Source organism: Citrobacter sp. LST-B2 (assembly GCF_057983045.1).
The window spans coordinates 4,165,371-4,180,938 of sequence record NZ_CP192598.1 but is presented as its reverse complement, the minus strand read 5'-3'; the positions used below and the strand labels follow the sequence as shown (position 1 = coordinate 4,180,938).

12 protein-coding genes and 5 pseudogenes are annotated in these 15,568 nt (G+C 49.7%); 7 read left to right on the top strand and 10 right to left on the bottom strand.

The window, feature by feature from the left end:
* Positions 1-27: 27 nt before the first annotated feature.
* Both ACQ0PY_RS20095 and ACQ0PY_RS20090 read left to right on the top strand, forming a co-directional pair.
* Positions 28-1,686 (top strand): FAD-dependent oxidoreductase, encoded by a 1,659-nt coding sequence (locus ACQ0PY_RS20095; protein WP_000706606.1) that lies wholly within the window; start codon positions 28-30, stop codon positions 1,684-1,686.
* 245 nt (positions 1,687-1,931) lie between these two features.
* Positions 1,932-2,396: a methyltransferase family protein gene (locus ACQ0PY_RS20090; RefSeq protein WP_001243598.1), complete on the top strand. Its 465-nt coding sequence runs from the start codon at positions 1,932-1,934 to the stop codon at positions 2,394-2,396.
* A 279-nt stretch (positions 2,397-2,675) separates the two neighbouring features.
* On the opposite strand, the pseudogene ACQ0PY_RS20085 reads toward ACQ0PY_RS20090, so the two are convergent.
* Positions 2,676-2,882, bottom strand: a pseudogene (locus ACQ0PY_RS20085) (IS5/IS1182 family transposase); the annotation flags it as partial.
* A 64-nt stretch (positions 2,883-2,946) separates the two neighbouring features.
* Between ACQ0PY_RS20085 and ACQ0PY_RS20080 the strand changes: the two are divergent.
* Positions 2,947-3,195 (top strand): annotated as a pseudogene (locus ACQ0PY_RS20080) (IS6 family transposase); the annotation flags it as partial.
* Between the two features lie 251 nt (positions 3,196-3,446).
* Here ACQ0PY_RS20080 and ACQ0PY_RS20075 read toward each other — a convergent pair.
* The 3 genes and pseudogenes from ACQ0PY_RS20075 to ACQ0PY_RS20065 all read right to left on the bottom strand — a co-directional run.
* Positions 3,447-3,596 (bottom strand): annotated as a pseudogene (locus tag ACQ0PY_RS20075) (IS110 family transposase); the annotation flags it as partial.
* A gap of 111 nt (positions 3,597-3,707) precedes the next feature.
* Positions 3,708-4,223: pseudogene (locus ACQ0PY_RS20070) on the bottom strand (IS110-like element IS5708 family transposase); the annotation flags it as partial.
* A gap of 109 nt (positions 4,224-4,332) precedes the next feature.
* Positions 4,333-5,355 (bottom strand): IS110-like element IS5708 family transposase, encoded by a 1,023-nt coding sequence (locus tag ACQ0PY_RS20065; protein WP_000156884.1) that lies wholly within the window; start codon positions 5,353-5,355, stop codon positions 4,333-4,335.
* 80 nt (positions 5,356-5,435) lie between these two features.
* On the opposite strand from ACQ0PY_RS20065, the pseudogene ACQ0PY_RS20060 reads away from it, so the two are divergent.
* From ACQ0PY_RS20060 to ACQ0PY_RS20050, 3 genes and pseudogenes are all read left to right on the top strand, one after another.
* Positions 5,436-5,900: pseudogene (locus ACQ0PY_RS20060) on the top strand (IS6-like element IS26 family transposase); the annotation flags it as partial.
* 289 nt (positions 5,901-6,189) lie between these two features.
* The gene (locus ACQ0PY_RS20055) at positions 6,190-7,170 is read left to right on the top strand and encodes an IS5-like element ISKpn26 family transposase (protein WP_446894175.1); all 981 of its coding nucleotides are present in this window, start codon (positions 6,190-6,192) and stop codon (positions 7,168-7,170) included.
* A 478-nt stretch (positions 7,171-7,648) separates the two neighbouring features.
* Positions 7,649-8,875, top strand: a complete 1,227-nt coding sequence (locus ACQ0PY_RS20050) for an AAA family ATPase (RefSeq protein WP_224788386.1) — start codon at positions 7,649-7,651, stop codon at positions 8,873-8,875.
* On the opposite strand, the gene ACQ0PY_RS20045 is transcribed toward ACQ0PY_RS20050, so the two are convergent.
* The 3 genes from ACQ0PY_RS20045 to ACQ0PY_RS20035 all read right to left on the bottom strand — a co-directional run bounded on the left by ACQ0PY_RS20045 (position 8,815) and on the right by ACQ0PY_RS20035 (position 10,932).
* Entirely contained in the window at positions 8,815-8,994 is a 180-nt protein-coding gene (locus ACQ0PY_RS20045) for a hypothetical protein (protein ID WP_446894174.1), read from the bottom strand. The genes ACQ0PY_RS20050 and ACQ0PY_RS20045 overlap by 61 nt on opposite strands.
* Positions 8,976-9,956 carry an IS5-like element ISKpn26 family transposase gene (locus ACQ0PY_RS20040; RefSeq protein ID WP_446894173.1) on the bottom strand — a complete coding sequence of 327 codons (981 nt, stop codon included), beginning with the start codon at positions 9,954-9,956 and terminating at the stop codon, positions 8,976-8,978. The genes ACQ0PY_RS20045 and ACQ0PY_RS20040 overlap by 19 nt, the downstream gene beginning before the upstream one ends.
* Before the next feature lie 469 nt (positions 9,957-10,425).
* Complete coding sequence (locus tag ACQ0PY_RS20035; protein ID WP_172050168.1) at positions 10,426-10,932, bottom strand: hypothetical protein; 507 nt, start codon at positions 10,930-10,932, stop codon at positions 10,426-10,428.
* 272 nt (positions 10,933-11,204) lie between these two features.
* Between ACQ0PY_RS20035 and ACQ0PY_RS20030 the strand changes: the two genes are divergently transcribed.
* Positions 11,205-12,185, top strand: a complete 981-nt coding sequence (locus tag ACQ0PY_RS20030) for an IS5-like element ISKpn26 family transposase (protein WP_020899206.1) — start codon at positions 11,205-11,207, stop codon at positions 12,183-12,185.
* 328 nt (positions 12,186-12,513) lie between these two features.
* Here the strand turns inward: ACQ0PY_RS20030 and ACQ0PY_RS20025 are convergent, their stop codons facing one another.
* Genes ACQ0PY_RS20025 through ACQ0PY_RS20015 form a run of 3 tightly spaced genes read right to left on the bottom strand, consistent with a single transcriptional unit; the run spans position 12,514 to position 15,542 of the window.
* On the bottom strand, positions 12,514-13,626 hold the full coding sequence (locus ACQ0PY_RS20025) for a 1-propanol dehydrogenase PduQ (protein ID WP_150547179.1): 1,113 nt from the start codon (positions 13,624-13,626) through the stop codon (positions 12,514-12,516).
* 15 nt (positions 13,627-13,641) lie between these two features.
* On the bottom strand, positions 13,642-15,036 hold the full coding sequence (locus ACQ0PY_RS20020) for an aldehyde dehydrogenase family protein (RefSeq protein ID WP_007372115.1): 1,395 nt from the start codon (positions 15,034-15,036) through the stop codon (positions 13,642-13,644).
* Entirely contained in the window at positions 15,033-15,542 is a 510-nt protein-coding gene (locus tag ACQ0PY_RS20015; RefSeq protein WP_007372116.1) for a heme-binding protein, read from the bottom strand. Before ACQ0PY_RS20015 ends, ACQ0PY_RS20020 begins: the two co-directional genes overlap by 4 nt.
* Positions 15,543-15,568: the final 26 nt, after the last annotated feature.

The following is a 15,568-nucleotide window of genomic DNA, read 5'->3' as shown; positions in this document are numbered from 1 at the left end:
TTGCCCCGGGTGAACAGAGAGGATGTAATGAAAATAGTGATTGTTGGTGGTGTTGCCGGCGGGGCATCCGCTGCAGCCAGAGCTCGTCGGTTATCAGAGGATGTCAGTATTGTTGTGTTTGAACGGGGAAGCGATGTCTCTTTCGCCAACTGTGGATTACCTTATCATATAGGCGGAAAAATTCCTTTAAGGCAGTCACTGATTCTGAAAACCCCGGAGGATTTTAAATCCCGCTTTAACATAGACGTCCGTATCTGTCATGAAGTGACGTCAGTGGATCCGGTTAATAAAACGGTGACGGTTAAAAATCTGACCTCAGGGGAGGTCTATAGCGAAGAATGGGATCGTCTGCTCCTCAGTACCGGCGCCGCTCCGGTTGTCCCTCCTTTGCCCGGGCTACAGGAAGAGGGTGTCTTTACGCTGCGAAATCTTACTGACATGGATGCTATCCTGGGGTGGATTGAGCAACATCACGTAGCTCACACCACGCTTGTCGGGGGGGGATTTATCGGACTTGAAGTGATGGAGGCTCTGAGCGAACGGGGGATCAGTGTGACCCTGCTGGAGATGGGGGAACAGGTTATGGCTCCGGTTGATCCTGAAATGGCATCTGCCCTGCATCAGGAAATCCGGAGTCATGGCGTGGATCTGCGTCTCAGAACGGCGCTCACCGAGGTACTGCGGACAGAGACGGGATTCCGCGTTGCACTGTCTGAGGGTGGGTTTCTGCAGACCGACATGGTTATTCTCGCCATCGGGGTAAAACCTGAGAACAGCCTTGCCACAGGAGCCGGGCTCGCAGTGGGTAAACGGGGAGGCATAAGCGTCAATGCCTGTATGCAGACCAGTATCCCTGACATCTACGCCGTGGGGGATGCCGTTGAAACTCCAGACTTTGTCTTTCAGGAACCCGCTAATTTTCCTCTGGCAGGGCCCGCCAACCGCCAGGGACGCATTGCTGCTGATAACATGCTAGATCGTCACAGCCTTTACCATGGCAGTCAGGGGACATCCATTTGTAAGGTATTTTCGCTGAGTATTGGCAGCGTCGGTGCGAATGAAAAGCAGCTGAAAGTTCATGGCACCCGATACGAGAAGGTTTACGTCCATGCCGCTGATCATGCCGGTTACTACCCGGGGGCAACGATGATCAGTCTGAAACTGCTGTTCAGCCCCGATACCGGTAAAATTCTCGGGGCTCAGGCATCAGGGAAAAAAGGGGTTGATAAACGCATCGATGTCCTGTCTGTCGCACAGCGCGCGGGGCTTACCGTCAACGATCTCGAACATCTTGAGCTGACTTATGCTCCACCTTTTAACAGTGCAAGGGACGTCGTTAACCAGGCTGGTATGGTGGCGACAAATGTAATGAAAGGAGATACGGTCATATGTCATGTCAGCGATGTGTTACAACGGGAACCGGGCAGTTATTGTTTACTTGATATTCGCTCTCCTGCCGAACTGAAACAATTTGGCGAATATCCTGACGCGCTATCCATTCCACTGGATTCCCTGCGGGAGAATCTTGAAAAAGTGCCTAAAGATAAAGAGATTTTTATAGGGTGCCAGAGTGGCCTGCGCGGGCATGTGGCATACCGTATTCTTCAGGCCCACGGCTTCAGGACATATAATCTGAGTGGTGGCTTTATAACCTGGCAGGCGGTAACGGAGTCAATAAGTAAATAAGAGATGAGGTGCCATACACATGGCACCCTGAATCGCCACAGGTTTAACAGTGAAGTGGTCTGCTGAATTTGTTCACCTGAACAGAGGTGTGGACTGACCCCGCACCGTTATAAGGACGGTTATGAAAAAAATAACTTTTCAGATCAGGCATATAATGTCAGATTCATGGTCACTATAGGAATGGCAAGGACTGGATTTTCATTTTGCAGCCATCAGGCTGCTTAGTTCAGAGATAGGTCTGTGTAATGCGTAACTTCGTGACTCGATTGAGAGTATGGTTTCCGCCCCCACTCATCTTATTGCTGTTTTTCGTCACTGATGTGTTGACTGCAATCCCGCGTTTTACCTTCGACATCGTGAATATAGTGCTAAGCGTGTTGCTGACCGGTGTTTGTATTACCATGATACTGCACACCGCTTGGCAGATGAGCACGAACGGCACGACGCTTAATCCGCTTCATCCGGATAGAACCACCAAGCTGGTAACTGTCGGTTGTTACGCATGGAGTCGAAACCCTATTTACCTTGGAATGAGCGGGCTCCAGTTATCCGTTGCTCTCTGCTTTGGCAGCCTGGTGGGGATACTTGCTGTACCGTTGTTTATGTTTGTAGTAGCCAGATTACATATCCATGTTGAAGAGGTACAGCTTCGAAAACGTTTCGGGTTGGAATGGGAACGCTATACCCAACGGGTTCGTCGCTGGTTATAGCAACCCCGTGGTGTTGCAGGAGACAAATAACGTCGAAATCATAAAGAAAAGAATTCATCATCCTTGAGCTTTTATATCGTAATCGTAAACCAGGTGCCGTATGTAGCCATTGAGCCAGTGCTGGTACCTTAGGGAAGGTGCGAATAAGCAGGTCATTTCTTCCCAAGCTGACTCGCTGATTAAAATTTCGCGGATCTGGGCCGATTTTTTTCCCGCAAACACATCGAATCAGCCTATTTAGGCTATTTTTTCCACCATTTCTGGCGTTATTTCCGGTTTTTACTGAGATCTCTCCCACTGACGTATCATTTGGTCCACCCGAAACAGGTTGGCCAGGGTGAATAACATCGCCAGTTGGTTATCGTTTTTCAGCAGCCCCTTGTATCTGGCTTTCACGAAGCCGAACTGCCGCTTGATGATGCGAAACGGGTGCTCCACCCTGGCACGGATGCTGGCTTTCATGTATTCGATGTTGATGGCCGTTTTGGGCACTGTTGCAAATAGTCGGTGGTGATAAACTTATCATCCCCTTTTGCTGATGGAGCTGCACATGAACCCATTCAAAGGCCGGCATTTTCAGCGTGACATCATTCTGTGGGCCGTACGCTGGTACTGCAAATACGGCATCAGTTACCGTGAGCTGCAGGAGATGCTGGCTGAACGCGGAGTGAATGTCGATCACTCCACGATTTACCGCTGGGTTCAGCGTTATGCGCCTGAAATGGAAAAACGGCTGCGCTGGTACTGGCGTAACCCTTCCGATCTTTGCCCGTGGCACATGGATGAAACCTACTATAAGGGCTTCCCCGAACAGTCAACGCCGGTTTTTAATTTCTGTCTGTTCATCAATGAAAGGCAAGGGATAAGACTGCGCTACTATAAACGGTCATGCTGAATCGCTAGTGATTCGGACCCTGATGAAAGACGCTCGTGAGATCCTCCTTCGTTAATCGGATAGTGATATCCAGTAGGATATGCAGATACTTCTCACGGGGGTCTAACCCTTTACCATCAACAATTTACAGTTCAGTTACTACTCAGTTAAATTTTTCATGTTGTTGAATACAGTCTGAAGTCATCGCCGTAATGTAATGATGCCCAGCACAACCTCGCATTCTTGGCGGCGATTGCAACGACAGCACGCCAGTATCCCCGCCTACCAATCAACGAGCAGACCCAACGGCTAAACGGGTCCGTTCTATTCTCGTTAATCGGATAGTGATATCCAGTAGGATATGCAGATACTTCTCACGGGGGTCTAACCCTTTACCATCAACAATTTACAGTTCAGTTACTACTCAGTTAAATTTTTCATGTTGTTGAATACAGTCTGAAGTCATCGCCGTAATGTAATGATGCCCAGCACAACCTCGCATTCTTGGCGGCGATTGCAACGACAGCACGCCAGTATCCCCGCCTACCAATCAACGAGCAGACCCAACGGCTAAACGGGTCCGTTCTATTCTCTGCCCCTACCATTACAGAACGGGCTCCCTGGACCAGTAGGGTTCGCAGATAGGCATCACCCGCTTTTGTTATCCTGCCAAGCTTTGATTTTCCGCCACTACTGTATTGTGATGGCGTTAGCCCCAACCAGGCTGCCAGTTGGCGCCCGTTCTTAAAATCATGGGCATTGCCAATACTGGCGACCAGCGCACTCGCTGTGGTGGGCCCAACACCTTTCAGTTCCATTAACTGCTGGCTGCGATGATCTGTTTTGGCCACACGAGATAATACCCTGTCATATTCGGCGATTTTCTCTTCAATATTAGTGACATGTGTCAATAGATCATCAATGCACAGCCTGACCTGTACTGGCAGAGTTTCCTTCGTTAATCGGATAGTGATATCCAGTAGGATATGCAGATACTTCTCACGGGGGTCTAACCCTTTACCATCAACAATTTACAGTTCAGTTACTACTCAGTTAAATTTTTCATGTTGTTGAATACAGTCTGAAGTCATCGCCGTAATGTAATGATGCCCAGCACAACCTCGCATTCTTGGCGGCGATTGCAACGACAGCACGCCAGTATCCCCGCCTACCAATCAACGAGCAGACCCAACGGCTAAACGGGTCCGTTCTATTCTCTGCCCCTACCATTACAGAACGGGCTCCCTGGACCAGTAGGGTTCGCAGATAGGCATCACCCGCTTTTGTTATCCTGCCAAGCTTTGATTTTCCGCCACTACTGTATTGTGATGGCGTTAGCCCCAACCAGGCTGCCAGTTGGCGCCCGTTCTTAAAATCATGGGCATTGCCAATACTGGCGACCAGCGCACTCGCTGTGGTGGGCCCAACACCTTTCAGTTCCATTAACTGCTGGCTGCGATGATCTGTTTTGGCCACACGAGATAATACCCTGTCATATTCGGCGATTTTCTCTTCAATATTAGTGACATGTGTCAATAGATCATCAATGCACAGCCTGACCTGTACTGGCAGAGTTTCCTTCTGGTCAGAAACAACATGACGCAGAGCATCAGTGCTTTGTGGGGCAATAACCCCGAATTCAGATATCAGGCCCCGAAGACGGTTATACGTTGCTGTTCTTTCCTGGATAAATCCCTGTCTTGTCCGATGTAAGCATTGCATTGCCTGCTGGCTTTCGTCTTTGACTGGTACAAAGCGCATATGCGGCCGCTGCACTGCCTCACAAATAGCTATTGCATCAGCTGCATCATTTTTCCCGGTCTTACCCGCCATGCGATAGGGTGAGACAAATTTCGGAGCCATCAACCGGACATCATGGCCATACTGCCTGAATAATCTTGCCCAATAGTGGGCACCCGAGCAGGCTTCCATTCCAATGACACAGGGAGGTAAACCTGCGATGAGTTCAGAAAGTGCTGCACGCGACACCTTGGGTTTAACCAGAACAGCTTTACCATTTTGGTCAATGCAGTGAACAGCAAACACATTTTTAGCAAGATCGATACCGACAGTGGTGATGGTCATAACGAATCCCTCTGGGTCAATGTTTATCCTATGATTGCACGAAAGTTAATCAGGCGCATATCTAGGGGAAGTCCCTTCCATTCGTGAAGGTCAATGGCCGCTGGGCGTATCTGTACCGGGCCGTCGACAGCCGGGGCCGCACTGTCGATTTTTATCTCTCCTCCCGTCGTAACAGCAAAGCTGCATACCGGTTTCTGGGTAAAATCCTCAACAACGTGAAGAAGTGGCAGATCCCGCGATTCATCAACACGGATAAAGCGCCCGCCTATGGTCGCGCGCTTGTTCTGCTCAAACGCGAAGGCCGGTGCCCGTCTGACGTTGAACACCGACAGATTAAGTACCGGAACAACGTGATTGAATGCGATCATGGCAAACTGAAACGGATAATCGGCGCCACGCTGGGATTTAAATCCATGAAGACGGCTTACGCCACCATCAAAGGTATTGAGGTGATGCGTGCACTACGCAAAGGCCAGGCCTCAGCATTTTATTATGGTGATCCCCTGGGCGAAATGCGCCTGGTAAGCAGAGTTTTTGAAATGTAAGGCCTTTGAATAAGACAAAAGGCTGCCTCATCGCTAACTTTGCAACAGTGCCCTTTGTTATGGTTTCGGGTGACTCAATGAAAACGTTGGTTACGGTTTTTGCAGTAAAGTGAGTGAGCTAATGTAGTATTCGAAATTTCTGAATATTTCTTATGTGCCAAAAGCAGACCTTGCCAAAGCACGTTGTGCACGTTGCAAGACTTGACCCCAGACTTTCTTAGGGAAGGTGCGAACAAGTTCCTGATATGAGATCATCATATTCATCCGGAGCGCATCCCAGAGGGACATCATGAGCCATCAACTCACCTTCGCCGATAGTGAATTCAGCACTAAGCGCCGTCAGACCCGAAAAGAGATTTTCCTCTCCCGCATGGAGCAGATTCTGCCATGGCAGAATATGACCGCTGTCATCGAGCCGTTTTATCCCAAGGCGGGCAATGGCCGACGGCCCTATCCGCTGGAGACCATGCTGCGTATTCACTGCATGCAGCATTGGTACAACCTGAGCGACGGTGCCATGGAAGATGCCCTGTACGAAATCGCCTCCATGCGCCTGTTTGCCCGATTATCCCAGGATAGCGCCCTGCCGGATCGCACCACCATCATGAATTTCCGCCACCTGCTCGAGCAGCATCAACTGGCCCGCCAATTGTTCAAGACCATCAATCGCTGGCTGGCCGAAGCAGGCGTCATGATGACTCGAGGCACCTTGGTCGATGCCACCATCATTGAGGCACCCAGCTCGACCAAGAACAAAGAGCAGCAACGCGATCCGGAGATGCATCAGACCAAGAAAGGCAATCAGTGGCACTTTGGCATGAAGGCCCACATTGGTGTCGATGCCAAGAGTGGCCTGACCCACAGCCTGGTCACCACCGCGGCCAACGAGCATGACCTCAATCAGCCGGGTAATCTGCTTCATGGAGAGGAGCAATTTGTCTCAGCCGATGCCGGCTACCAAGGAGCGCCACAGCGCGAGGAGCTGGCCGAGGTGGATGTGGACTGGCTGATCGCCGAGCGTCCCGGCAGGGTAAAAACCTTGAAGCAGCATCCGCGCAAGAACAAAACGGCCATCAACATCGAATACATGAAAGCCAGCATCCGTGCCAGGGTGGAGCACCCGTTTCGCATCATCAAGCGGCAGTTCGGCTTCGTGAAAGCCAGATACAAGGGGCTGCTGAAAAACGATAACCAACTGGCGATGTTATTCACCCTGGCCAACCTGTTTCGGGTGGACCAAATGATACGTCAGTGGGAGAGATCTCAGTAAAAACCGGAAATAACGCCAGAAATGTCGAAAAAATAGCCTAAACAGGCTGATTCGATGTGTTTGCGGGAAAAAAATCGGCCCAGATCCGCGAAATTTTAATCAGCGAGTCAGCTTGGGAAGAAATGACCTGCTTATTCGCACCTTCCTTAGCGAAGTGTCCACTTTTGCTGGTACGGATCACTCGAAAGTGTTAGCAATAGAGTAGACGCGATATGAAGTTGTGTAGTGGTAAGTGGCACTGTCAACATTGGTGCTCATATCACGGATTCGCGAAACGCGATTATAGAAACTGTTGCCATATTAGACTTATGGTGTTTAATATCAGGAACTTAAAGAATTTATTGAAATGCTCGTTGGTGATTATCTCGCTAAAAAGTGCTAGATAAGAAGCAAAACTAAACCTGTTTTTCTCGAGATGTAGATGTGTTGAGTTTGCAACACGTAGGTAATCCCTTTATTTATTGTTTGAATAGAAATCATGGCTTTAGAACAAGTTATCTACAACCTTGAAGAGGTTAAAGGGCTCTCTGATGAAGAGCTTTACCAACGCCTTTATGATAGTTGGGGCTTGGAAAATCATAAAATTGATGTCTGGGGTGAACTGAGTATTAACGAGGCAGGGAACTGGGCTGGTATCCGTAACGCAAAAACTCTTAGTGGCAACCAAAGCATAGAATACCCTCTGGCTGATTCGCATGAATTGCAATCAGGTGTGTTTTTAACCCCATCAGTAGCAAAAATAGTGTTAGGCAATGACACTAAAGGGATGGTTGCTTGTGAACTGATGTTAGCATCCATCCCGCAAAGAGCTAAAAAAAACAACCCATTTCTATTAGCCGTCAATGATAAGACGGTTGAGCGTTTGACCTATCTGCCCGATGCATTACCTAATTTAGATCGGCAAGCCCTAATTCAAAATGAAGATGAAACACTGCTACGCAAAGTTATTTATGACGCAGAAGTTAAGCGCGTTAAACATAAAATCGCCTCAGAAACAGAAGCGTTAGAGGCAGCGTTGCAAGAAAAACAACAGGATATGACTGACAAGTTGGCGGAGTTGTCAGACGCATTCAAAAGTACACAGGATAAAATCACAGCATCAACGACAGAGCTTGAAAGCTCAATCAAGAGAAATGAAGAACTAAATAATGATAATCATCGGCTAAATCTGAAGATTCAGGAAAGCAAAGCTGAGTTAGACGTCATTATCGAAAAGAGCCGAAAAGTAGAGGAAAGTATGGCAAGAAAAGTCGAGAAACTAACAGATTTCATCAAAGAGAAAGCCATCTTCCTGAAGAGTTTTGAGTTTTTGGATGAGGAAGATTTCGACTTTTTTGTTGGAAGCCCCTTGTCTAATAAGGAGCGTGGTGAACATATCTCTTTTTCACAAGCCCTTTATTCAAACTACAGCGATGCAGTTTCTTACATTCAAGCGTACCTCAAAGAACGAGACATCCTGTACCCTCGCCATATTATCGAGAACTTCCTAACGCTTATTCGCACCAATGATCTCATCATTCTGGCGGGGGACTCAGGCTCAGGCAAAACAAACCTGGTTCAGTCGTTTGCCAAGGCTATTGGTGGGGTATCTAAGATCATTCCGGTTAAGCCTAACTGGACTAGTTCAGAAGATTTGCTGGGCTATTACAATCCCCTAGGGAAGGTGCGAATAAGCAGGTCATTTCTTCCCAAGCTGACTCGCTGATTAAAATTTCGCGGATCTGGGCCGATTTTTTTCCCGCAAACACATCGAATCAGCCTATTTAGGCTATTTTTTCCACCATTTCTGGCGTTATTTCCGGTTTTTACTGAGATCTCTCCCACTGACGTATCATTTGGTCCACCCGAAACAGGTTGGCCAGGGTGAATAACATCGCCAGTTGGTTATCGTTTTTCAGCAGCCCCTTGTATCTGGCTTTCACGAAGCCGAACTGCCGCTTGATGATGCGAAACGGGTGCTCCACCCTGGCACGGATGCTGGCTTTCATGTATTCGATGTTGATGGCCGTTTTGTTCTTGCGCGGATGCTGCTTCAAGGTTTTTACCCTGCCGGGACGCTCGGCGATCAGCCAGTCCACATCCACCTCGGCCAGCTCCTCGCGCTGTGGCGCTCCTTGGTAGCCGGCATCGGCTGAGACAAATTGCTCCTCTCCATGAAGCAGATTACCCAGCTGATTGAGGTCATGCTCGTTGGCCGCGGTGGTGACCAGGCTGTGGGTCAGGCCACTCTTGGCATCGACACCAATGTGGGCCTTCATGCCAAAGTGCCACTGATTGCCTTTCTTGGTCTGATGCATCTCCGGATCGCGTTGCTGCTCTTTGTTCTTGGTAGAGCTGGGCGCCTCAATGATGGTGGCATCCACCAAAGTGCCTTGGGTCATCATGACGCCTGCTTCGGCCAGCCAGCGATTGATGGTCTTGAACAATTGACGGGCCAGTTGATGCTGCTCGAGCAGGTGGCGGAAATTCATGATGGTGGTGCGATCCGGCAGGGCGCTATCCTGGGATAATCGGGCAAACAGGCGCATGGAGGCGATTTCGTACAGGGCATCTTCCATGGCACCGTCGCTCAGGTTGTACCAATGCTGCATGCAGTGAATACGCAGCATGGTCTCCAGCGGATAGGGCCGTCGGCCATTGCCCGCCTTGGGATAAAACGGCTCGATGACAGCGGTCATATTCTGCCATGGCAGAATCTGCTCCATGCGGGAGAGGAAAATCTCTTTTCGGGTCTGACGGCGCTTAGTGCTGAATTCACTATCGGCGAAGGTGAGTTGATGGCTCATGATGTCCCTCTGGGATGCGCTCCGGATGAATATGATGATCTCATATCAGGAACTTGTTCGCACCTTCCTTAGTAATAAAAGTAACTTTTTCCTGATTGCGACGCTAGTGCTATCATACGCGCACAAAAAACATACCAGCACTACCGTTTGCTTTGTTATTACTCCACTTGATAAGTGAACTATACACTACGCGTCACGAGAATAGAGAGTTGACAGGAGCTAAACTCTATCCCACTGTATATACCACTTCATACAACGAAAAGAGTGATGTGCGGTCATATCTGTCGCCTCATCTTCGAAATAGGGTTATTCCAGGCATCAATATCTTCCTGAATCACCCTGCCGTTAGCACCGCATAACATACAACCGGATAGAAGGCCGTAACACTCAGGGCATTTTTCGAATGGCCCAAACTGGCGCTTCCATTTTAGCAGTGCTGCTCGCTTGCCCATTTCTTCGATGGAGGGCATCATTTCACCTCCTGTGGGGCGGCTGCGAGCATGGCTTTGTATGTGCCTTTTGATGAAGGGTTCTTGGTGGCCATGTAGTGCAGCCACCCGGCATCAATCATCTCTTTTGTCGGTTCCTTCGGTAACATCACGTAACCAGGAGGTGCTACGTAGCGAACTTCCACTGTTCTGTCAGCACCTGTTGCCTGGTCAATGCCAATTACCGGAGAGTTGACTGCCTGGAGCATAGCGGCCCGGAAAGCGTTCCAGGAATCAGCGGCCGCATTTCGCTGGTCTTCATCCCACTGGAATACAGCGTGGTCACGACGCCTGGCGCTGGCAAGAATCTCGATACTGTCCGGAGTAGCTTCTTCCGGCACTACCAGCGTTGGCTGTGGGGCGGCGAAAAGTTCGTGCACACCATCAGGGCACATTTGACCGCCCTTTACAGTGCATACCGCCACTGGCTCAGCCTCCACCTTCATGCCATTTGCCAGCAGAATAGTGATGGCGCGAGTTAATGCCATGCGTTCACCACTTTGAAGAATCCGAGCAGCCTCTGCGCACGAGGACTCTGCTGAACCGGCACGTTCAAGAAGATTTTTTACGTTATTTTCGTATACTCTGCAGTCTTTATCCAGCTCAGCAATACGCTGCAGGGCCTTCTCCAGTGACTCTACCAGTGCATCAACGTAACCAGCGGCACGAAGGGCAAACGCCGTGATTGATAGGGAAGGTGCGAACAAGTTCCTGATATGAGATCATCATATTCATCCGGAGCGCATCCCAGAGGGACATCATGAGCCATCAACTCACCTTCGCCGATAGTGAATTCAGCACTAAGCGCCGTCAGACCCGAAAAGAGATTTTCCTCTCCCGCATGGAGCAGATTCTGCCATGGCAGAATATGACCGCTGTCATCGAGCCGTTTTATCCCAAGGCGGGCAATGGCCGACGGCCCTATCCGCTGGAGACCATGCTGCGTATTCACTGCATGCAGCATTGGTACAACCTGAGCGACGGTGCCATGGAAGATGCCCTGTACGAAATCGCCTCCATGCGCCTGTTTGCCCGATTATCCCTGGATAGCGCCCTGCCGGATCGCACCACCATCATGAATTTCCGCCACCTGCTCGAGCAGCATCAACTGGCCCGTCAATTGTTCAAGACCATCAATCGCTGGCTGGCCGAAGCAGGCGTCATGATGACCCAAGGCACTTTGGTGGATGCCACCATCATTGAGGCACCCAGCTCTACCAAGAACAAAGAGCAGCAACGCGATCCGGAGATGCATCAGACCAAGAAAGGCAATCAGTGGCACTTTGGCATGAAGGCCCACATTGGTGTCGATGCCAAGAGTGGCCTGACCCACAGCCTAGTCACCACCGCGGCCAACGAGCATGACCTCAATCAGCTGGGTAATCTGCTTCATGGAGAGGAGCAATTTGTCTCAGCCGATGCCGGCTACCAAGGAGCGCCACAGCGCGAGGAGCTGGCCGAGGTGGATGTGGACTGGCTGATCGCCGAGCGTCCCGGCAGGGTAAAAACCTTGAAGCAGCATCCGCGCAAGAACAAAACGGCCATCAACATCGAATACATGAAAGCCAGCATCCGTGCCAGGGGGGAGCACCCGTTTCGCATCATCAAGCGGCAGTTCGGCTTCGTGAAAGCCAGATACAAGGGGCTGCTGAAAAACGATAACCAACTGGCGATGTTATTCACCCTGGCCAACCTGTTTCGGGTGGACCAAATGATACGTCAGTGGGAGAGATCTCAGTAAAAACCGGAAATAACGCCAGAAATGGTGGAAAAAATAGCCTAAATAGGCTGATTCGATGTGTTTGCGGGAAAAAAATCGGCCCAGATCCGCGAAATTTTAATCAGCGAGTCAGCTTGGGAAGAAATGACCTGCTTATTCGCACCTTCCTTAATTGAATGGCTATTATTTGGTTGGATTGATTGAAAGGGATGATTCTGTAATGACTATCCAGTATCTAAGAAACGGATATGATTTATATAACATGTTCGGCGGATTGAAAATTTAAAAAAAAAGCCGGAAAAATCACGTAACTTAAAGTTTTTCCGGCTTGAATTTTTTGATCCTGACTCTATATTATCGCTCTAAGAATAGCACGTATATCCGTACCCGATACGGTTACCGGATTGGTGGATAGACAGGCATCTTGTAAAGCGGCTGTAATCATGGCATTTTCAGCAGTCATTACCTGTTCGCGAGCGATATTTAATGCGCTAAGGTTGTCTGCGACATTAACCTGCTTCATGAGATTGTGCAGATGGGTGATTAGACTCGTAACACAATATTCATCCGCCGACTGGAAGTTTGCCAGTCCACACAGTTTACTTAACCGTGCATATTTTGCACGAACGGCGAAATCACGACTGTTGAACTGGATCACATGACGCAGCAACAGGGCGTTGGCAAGCCCATGGGGAATATGCAGTTGACCACCCAGTTGATGGGCGATGGCATGGTTCATTCCCAGTCCTGCCTGGCTGAAGGCGATACCGGCTAGTGTGGAAGCGTTATGCATCCGGGTACGGGCCTCCAGTTCATTACCGTCCCGATATACGACGGGCAGGCAACCGATGACCAGTTGTGCTGCTTTTTCCGCCAGTGCATCAGTAAAGTCCGTAGCGCCTTTGGCCACATATGCCTCAAGTGCATGCGTCAGTACGTCAAGTCCGGTATTGGCTGTTACTGCCGGTGGTACGCTCAACACCAGCCGCGGTTCAAGAAGCGCTATATCAGGATAAAGACTGTCATCAAACAACGGATACTTTATCCTGCTGGCCGGATCGCTGATAACGCTGGCGCTGGTGACTTCAGAGCCCGTACCACTGGTAGTGGGGATTGCAACGAAGTTCTCAATCTTTATGCCAAGCCTGCGACCAAAGAATATCATTGCCTTCGCTGAATCCAGTGCCGACCCACCGCCGAAACCGATCACTACCTCCGGCTTTATTGCGCTCATCGCCTCGATACCTGCTACCACTGTAGCGATAGGTGGATCGGGGATGATATCGCTAAACAGAGCGACAGTGTTGTCCTCATGGATATTGTCGGTGACCATTTTCAGATTGGGGCTACCAGCCAGAAAACCATCGCAGACGATCCAGATCTTTTTACCGTGAAGCGTTCTGAGCCAGGATAAACTGTCGGCTCCGCTATACACCCGCGTTTTTACCGTGAACAGGGACATCTTCACATCCTCCACTTAGCGGATGGAAAATCCATTAGTCAGTACACAACGGCGTTTACGGGCGAAGCTCCGTGCAGATGTTGTCCCCTCGCCAGTGGGAGTTGCAATAGTAAAGGTGGTAAAACCCTCAGCCTCAATGCCCAGCCCAGCATAAGAAGGGCCATTTTTCACAAATATTGAAGTTTGCATGGTCTTCGCGGCCAGGTTCAGACGGGAAACATTCTGCGAATGCATTATGGCTGTATGGTGCTGATCGTTTTCCACTTTCAGCGCCAGTGCCAGCCCTGTCTCAAAATCCCTGACCCGCACAACAGGCAGAACCGGCATCAATTGTTCGACCATCACCAGCGGATCGTCCTGCTCCACTTCCACAATAATCAGTCGCGGTGCCGTTGATGTGTTCAGATCAGCAGCCTGCAGGATCACTGCCGGGCTTTTGCCTACCAGTTTCTTGTTTGCTTCTCCTTTGTCATTGATAACGACCTGGCGCAGTCTGGCAATATCACCGGGTGTTTTTACCAGAAAGGCATCGTTTTTCTGCATATTTTCTACGAGGCGATCGGCGATGCTATCGACCACGATGACGCATTTTTCGGCGATGCAAAGGACGTTATGATCGAAAGAGGCACCATCAACGATATCTTTGGCAGCTTTGACCGGACAGGCAGTTTCATCCACCAGTACAGGGGGGTTACCTGGGCCGGCACCGATAACTTTTTTACCGGTTTTCATGGCCATATTGACAATTGCCGGGCCGCCTGTAACCACAAGCAGAGCAATGCGCGGATCTGACATCATTTCGCGAGTGGCGTCAAAGGTGGGCTCTGCGACGGTGGTAACCAGATTCCGGATCCCGCTTACCCGATAAATGATGTCTTCGATTTTTTCAATAAGCCACAAAGATACCTTCTTTGCGCCAGGATGGGGGCTGAAGTAGACAGCATTACCAGCGGCCAGCATACTGATGGTGTTGTTAATGATAGTTTCGGTCGGATTGGTGCTGGGGGCGATAGCGCCAATGACTCCAAAGGGGGAAAGTTCGAACAAAACCATGCCACCATCGCCAGTCAGGGCGCTTGTGGTCAAATCCTCAATCCCTGGAGTATTATTCAGTGCCGCAGTATTTTTACTGATTTTGTCGAGTGCATTACCCATGCCGGTTTCTTCTGCGGCGCGTTCGGACATCTCTTTGATCCAGGGTGCCAGCTCTTCCTTCAGGGCAGTAATAATCCTGGTTCGAAGTGCCAGAGGTTCTGCCAAGTATTTTTTATAGGCATCGTAGCTGGCAGTGATAGCATCTTCCACACGAGCGAAGATAGTGTGCTGAATATTTCCAGGGGCAGTAGCGATCCCTGTCAGATTATCAGCAAGAATAGTGCGGATCATATTCTCCAGTTCAGTGGTATTCATTTTTGACTCCCTGATTTAAGGCTGTCGACAGCCCGTAATGCAATAAGATGATTTTTTTCAGCGGATGCGCCGCTAATTCCGACCCCACCGATCACTTTTCCCGCACAATTCACGACACAACCTCCGCGGGAGGTATCAATCCCGCCAATGACGTTATGTGGTGTGGGGTCAATGATCTGTTTATTATCTTTAGCGAAACGTACCGCGGCTTCGGCCGCAAGCTCGGCGACAGCAATATCTTCTGCCGATGCACCCGGCATGCGGTAAGTCAGAACACATTCGCCTTTTTCGTCACACAAGGTGATAACTACCATGGCGCTTTGCTGCCACGCCTCCGCCAGAACAGTATCGATAATGTTTTTCAACTGCTCTGAACTGAAAATGTGCTTACTGAAGTTTTCCGATGGCGAAAGTGACTGAGGGTACTGGCGGATAACTTCGCCGACGGCCTCCTCCAGCAATATGCGATGCTCTCTGATAAGGGATGCTATATCCTGTTCTGGCATAGCTCTGTTTCTCCTGTAACAGCCGA

Coding starts and splice junctions, on each gene's coding strand:
- ACQ0PY_RS20095 (WP_000706606.1), top strand. CDS start 28: ATGAAAATAGTGATTGTTGGTGGTGTTGCCGGCGGGGCATCCGCTGCA.
- ACQ0PY_RS20090 (WP_001243598.1), top strand. CDS start 1,932: ATGCGTAACTTCGTGACTCGATTGAGAGTATGGTTTCCGCCCCCACTC.
- ACQ0PY_RS20065 (WP_000156884.1), bottom strand. CDS start 5,355: ATGACCATCACCACTGTCGGTATCGATCTTGCTAAAAATGTGTTTGCT.
- ACQ0PY_RS20055 (WP_446894175.1), top strand. CDS start 6,190: ATGAGCCATCAACTCACCTTCGCCGATAGTGAATTCAGCACTAAGCGC.
- ACQ0PY_RS20050 (WP_224788386.1), top strand. CDS start 7,649: ATGGCTTTAGAACAAGTTATCTACAACCTTGAAGAGGTTAAAGGGCTC.
- ACQ0PY_RS20040 (WP_446894173.1), bottom strand. CDS start 9,956: ATGAGCCATCAACTCACCTTCGCCGATAGTGAATTCAGCACTAAGCGC.
- ACQ0PY_RS20035 (WP_172050168.1), bottom strand. CDS start 10,932: ATGGCATTAACTCGCGCCATCACTATTCTGCTGGCAAATGGCATGAAG.
- ACQ0PY_RS20030 (WP_020899206.1), top strand. CDS start 11,205: ATGAGCCATCAACTCACCTTCGCCGATAGTGAATTCAGCACTAAGCGC.
- ACQ0PY_RS20025 (WP_150547179.1), bottom strand. CDS start 13,626: ATGTCCCTGTTCACGGTAAAAACGCGGGTGTATAGCGGAGCCGACAGT.
- ACQ0PY_RS20020 (WP_007372115.1), bottom strand. CDS start 15,036: ATGAATACCACTGAACTGGAGAATATGATCCGCACTATTCTTGCTGAT.
- ACQ0PY_RS20015 (WP_007372116.1), bottom strand. CDS start 15,542: ATGCCAGAACAGGATATAGCATCCCTTATCAGAGAGCATCGCATATTG.